We start from the raw sequence: 4,162 nt of genomic DNA, 5'->3' as shown, positions 1-4,162 counted from the left end.
AGCTTATTATTGACTAGAGTCATGCTCCCATCAACCCAGGGCTTTGTGAGCAATTGTACAAAGCCTAGATATCCTGGCAGCCTCCTTCTGTTTAGTCTGATACAGATGCTCCGGAGAGTGGATGCCCCAGTCAACTCCCCAGGCTCCTACGTCAGCTTGCCAGTTGAGTGTCGGGCCCGGTATTTGGCCCCCGGAGTACCGGAGAGTGCTGGGTTCTCTATGAATGCAAAATGAATGCAAAGGCCGAGAATTACGGCCCATCAAGAAATTAAGGGGCACAGCAGCAACACTTCTCTGGGAGAGGGGCTGGGGCTGATGGTCTGTTGAGAACGGGCTTGGAGTGGATGCACCTGAACTGGATGGATCCAATCCTAACTTGGGACTCTCGAATCGATTACTTGTTGAGAAAGTCCCCCAGATTGAGGATGGTGTTTTGCTCGCTGACGATGGCTTGGATGTCGTCGGGCAAGTTGCGGACATACTCAAGCTGGATGACGTTCGGGTTGCTGCGCAGCGCTTCCCCTTTGAGGGCGATGGCTTGGGCCTCACCGCTGGCTTTGACAATCATTCGTTGTTTGATGAGTTGAGCCTGCTCTACGCGAAACACTTCTCTTTGCTTCTCTTGCTCGGCAATTTGTTTGGCTTCGATGGCCGACTGAAACTCTTTGGAAAATTCCACATTGCGCAAGAGCAAGCTCTGCAGCACCAGCCCTTCTGGCTGCATTAGGCGAGAGAGCTCAGCGGCAATTTGTTCTTGGATTTCAGCTCGTTGCTCAGAATAAACGCCAATGGCCGAATAGCGGGCGATAACATTGCGCACCACGGCTTGGGAGGCGGGGCGAATAATTTTGTTCAGGTAATCGGGGCCTACATTGCGATGGATTTCGGGAACCCGATCCGGATCCAGGCGATAGCGCACCGAAACATCCAGATCCACCCGTTGCCCATCGGCAGTGAGAGCGGTGAGGGTATCGTCGGCTTTGACGCTGCGCTCTTCACTTCGGCTGGTCATGTTGTAGGTTTGGGTGCGCACATCGTAAAGGGTGGGGAACTGCAGCACCGGAATCAGCAGATGGATCCCCTCGCGGCGGGGAGTCATTTCCACTCCCGTGAGGCGGTTGAAGATGACGGCTTCGTAGCCGGGTTGGACAACCAGCAGACAACGGGGCAGGAGGGTCAGCAGCGCCAAAAGCAGGCCCAGCAGAGGCAGAAAGCGCGAAGTCTTGCGGTCAAGACTAAATGGTCTAGGGCGTCGCATGCGCATGGGCAAGGGCTCCGGGATCCAAGAGCTTTTTTATCTTAAGAGGTGTGCTGGCTAGCTCAGCACCCAGCGCTGCAGGGCAATGCCCAGCAGCAGGCCAAGGCCGCCGAAGCGTACCACCTGCCAAAAGGTAGCGGGGACAGGATTAAACACCTCTAGCACATAAGCCTGCAGGCGTTGCTCCAGTTGACTGGCTTCAGCTTGGATTTCGGCCCATTGTTCAGGGGAAAGCTGGGCTATGCGCTCCAATTCTCTGAGGTCGGCAAGACGAGCCTGGAGACTCTGGAGTTTTTCCTGCAGAGCCTCGAGAGGATCAAAGGGATCGGGATTGGCCGTCACGGCTGGGCTTTTGTGGGGGGGTAGGCTTGGGGAGAACGGGATCCGGCAAATCCGGTTTGGATCTCGTTGAAAGGTTTGGCTTTGATCAGCCCTGGGGGAACGGGATCCAACTTGAAGAGGGCGCGAATAGCGTTTTCCACCTCGGTGATGGGGCGGTTGCCGACGGATTGATAGACGATATTTCCCTCTGGGTCGAAGAGGAGGGTTTGAGGCACTTGTCCGGTGTAGTATTGGCCGCGCTCGTCGCCGGGCAGGAGGGAATCGACGGAATAGGGGATGAAATAGACCCCCAGCCCGTAGCGAACCTGCAGGTTGGCAATGGTGGCGGCGTATTTTTTGCAATCGCTACTGTCATCGATGTAATACACGAGGAGGGCCGGGATCCCTTGCTCTTTCGCCTGCTTCAAGGAAACGCGGGGGGGGATCATGCCGCCATTAGCCCCGTAGAGGGCAAAGATGTTGCCATCGTAACGGTCGTCGTTGAGCAGGGCGCTGGCGGGAGGGGAAAACCAACCTGTCAAAGCGATGAGCAGAGCCACCAGGAAGATACGAAGCAACGGCATGATCTCATCCTCTTCTGAGAAGGGATCCTCGGCGATCCATCTTTAGAAGTAGGGAACACCCTCATTGTGCCATCTGGCGCTGACGCTGCCCCGTTGCCGTTCAACACTGACGCAACCAAGAGCAGCTACAGCCTCAAGCAGCAAAATGAATGCGCAGGTAGTCTTCTTCCATCTTGGCGCGGGCCGGGGTCATGGCCGCTAAAGTCTGGGGCAGAACCAAGTTGCGGCGGTGGTTGCCGATGCGGATGTTCAGCTCATCCCCGGTTTTGGTCAATTCCACCTGCTCTTTCGGGATCCCGGGCAAGTAAAGATCCAGCCGGTACTGGCCGTTGTCGGTTACCACATTCAGGGTTTGCTCGGCATAGAGCACGTCCGCCGGGTTGCGATCCCCCCAGAGGTCTTTTTTCAGGCGGGCTAGGGCGTCCCATCCCACCAACTCCTCGGAGTACAGCGGGATCTCGAAGACCGGCAGGGGGGCAAAGTTTTCGTGGATTTCCTGGCGATATTTCTGTTGGGCTGCCTTCCAGGCGGCAAAGTAGGGATCCACCACTCCATCGGGCAAGATGCGGTTGGCAATCACCAAATCGGTGGCCACCCCGTAAAGGCTGAGGTAGGCGTGGGCCCGCAGCGATTCTTTGATCACCATCTTTTCGGGGTTAGTGACCAGCCGCACTGAGGTGATGCGGTTGTTGGTGAGGATGCGCTCCAGCCGCTCAATCTTCTGATAGAACTCATAAGGAGCATCCAGCACCTGGTCATTCGGCAGCGGGATCCCGGTCAGCCCCTTCACAATCGGCTCGGCAATAGGACGCAGCATTTGCGCCAGCCCCTGCAGGGGTTTGTAGAACCTGCGCATGTACCAGCCAGAAACATCCGGCAGGCTCAAGAGGCGCAGGGCCGTGCCTGTAGGGGCCGAGTCGATGATCAACACATCGAACTTGCCTTCGTCGTAATGGCGATTCACCCGCACTAGGGCAAAGATCTCATCCATCCCTGGCAAAATCGCCAGCTCCTGTGCCTGCACCCCATCTAGCCCTCGCGCCTGCAACACCTGGGTAATGTAGGTTTTGACGGATCCCCAATTCAGCTCCAGTTCGTTGAGGGCGTCCAGCTCCGCCCCCCAAAGGTTAGGTTTGACCTCGACCGGCTCATGGCCCAAGGGCTGATCGAAGCTATCGGCCAAAGAGTGGGCCGGATCTGTGCTCAGCACCAAAGTTTTCAGGCCAATCTCGGCACAACGCCAGCCGGTCGCCGCCGCCATCGAGGTTTTGCCGACTCCACCCTTGCCGGTCATGAGGATGATGCGTTGCATGAGAGTGCCATTTACATTCTTTTACATCCCTAGCCTAACCGATTTGCTGTGCTCTTCGAGAGGCAGCCAAGGGGCTGAGGTGCAGCCAGCGGGTAAACTATTCATTTGATTACCAAATGATTGCCAAAAAGCTGATGGCAATCATGGCCAAGAAGTCAAGCCTGTTGCAGGCATGTGGGAGGTATGTGATGATCTGTCGCTGGCGGAGTGTGTTGCTGGTTGCCATCCTGACATTGGGGCTGTGGCTGGGATCCCTTTCTGTGCAAGCGGCTGCTGGCCTGCCCCGAGAGCTGCAACAACTGGAGCAACAGGTAGAGCGGCTGCAAAGCCTGGTGGAGGCGGAGGACTGGTTGGAGATCCGCTCCTACATCCACGGGCCGATGGGACTCACTCGTAAGACCTTGACCGGCCTGGCGGCTACCCTGCCAGATAAACAAAAGCGGGAAGTGCTGCGCCTGGCTAAGGAGATGGGCCGCAGCTTAGAACAACTAGACTTTGCCGCCAAAGCCTATGACCAACCCGAGGTGGAGGCAGCCCAGGCCAAGGTGAAAAAGACCTTGCAGGCGCTGGAGGCTGTGTTTTCCTAGTGAGGATCCCTTCTCTCTTTGGCGACTTTGGCGATATGGTGGTTTCAAGTTAGGGTGAGACGCCTAGGCCACTGATCGCGCCAGCGGGACGGAGTCCTTG

General features: G+C 56.8%; 5 protein-coding genes. 1 reads left to right on the top strand and 4 read right to left on the bottom strand.

Annotated elements, in window-relative coordinates; genetic code table 11:
* Positions 1-394 precede the first annotated feature (394 nt).
* From NW815_RS02695 to NW815_RS02680, 4 genes are all read right to left on the bottom strand, one after another.
* On the bottom strand, positions 395-1,264 hold the full coding sequence (locus NW815_RS02695; protein ID WP_148202707.1) for a prohibitin family protein: 870 nt from the start codon (positions 1,262-1,264) through the stop codon (positions 395-397).
* 51 nt (positions 1,265-1,315) lie between these two features.
* Positions 1,316-1,600 (bottom strand): hypothetical protein, encoded by a 285-nt coding sequence (locus tag NW815_RS02690; protein WP_041436379.1) that lies wholly within the window; start codon positions 1,598-1,600, stop codon positions 1,316-1,318.
* Positions 1,597-2,163: a thylakoid membrane photosystem I accumulation factor gene (locus NW815_RS02685; RefSeq protein WP_414388589.1), complete on the bottom strand. Its 567-nt coding sequence runs from the start codon at positions 2,161-2,163 to the stop codon at positions 1,597-1,599. Before NW815_RS02685 ends, NW815_RS02690 begins: the two co-directional genes overlap by 4 nt.
* A 133-nt stretch (positions 2,164-2,296) precedes the next feature.
* The gene (locus NW815_RS02680; RefSeq protein WP_414332153.1) at positions 2,297-3,475 is read right to left on the bottom strand and encodes a TRC40/GET3/ArsA family transport-energizing ATPase; all 1,179 of its coding nucleotides are present in this window, start codon (positions 3,473-3,475) and stop codon (positions 2,297-2,299) included.
* Between the two features lie 188 nt (positions 3,476-3,663).
* Between NW815_RS02680 and psbQ the strand changes: the two genes are divergently transcribed.
* Positions 3,664-4,062: a photosystem II protein PsbQ gene (gene psbQ, locus NW815_RS02675; RefSeq protein ID WP_011432766.1), complete on the top strand. Its 399-nt coding sequence runs from the start codon at positions 3,664-3,666 to the stop codon at positions 4,060-4,062.
* Positions 4,063-4,162 lie beyond the last annotated feature (100 nt).

Origin of the sequence: Synechococcus sp. R6-7 (assembly GCF_047461695.1) — a bacterium.
Taxonomy (GTDB): domain Bacteria; phylum Cyanobacteriota; class Cyanobacteriia; order Thermostichales; family Thermostichaceae; genus Thermostichus.
The sequence above is the reverse complement of the archived record's forward strand: the minus strand, read 5'-3'. Positions and strand labels throughout refer to the sequence as shown.

What these genes read in the sequence shown, in the direction of transcription:
- psbQ (WP_011432766.1), top strand. Translation starts at nt 3,664, where the DNA reads ATGATCTGTCGCTGGCGGAGTGTGTTGCTGGTTGCCATCCTGACATTG.
- NW815_RS02685 (WP_414388589.1), bottom strand. Translation starts at nt 2,163, where the DNA reads ATGCCGTTGCTTCGTATCTTCCTGGTGGCTCTGCTCATCGCTTTGACA.
- NW815_RS02680 (WP_414332153.1), bottom strand. Translation starts at nt 3,475, where the DNA reads ATGCAACGCATCATCCTCATGACCGGCAAGGGTGGAGTCGGCAAAACC.
- NW815_RS02695 (WP_148202707.1), bottom strand. Translation starts at nt 1,264, where the DNA reads ATGCGCATGCGACGCCCTAGACCATTTAGTCTTGACCGCAAGACTTCG.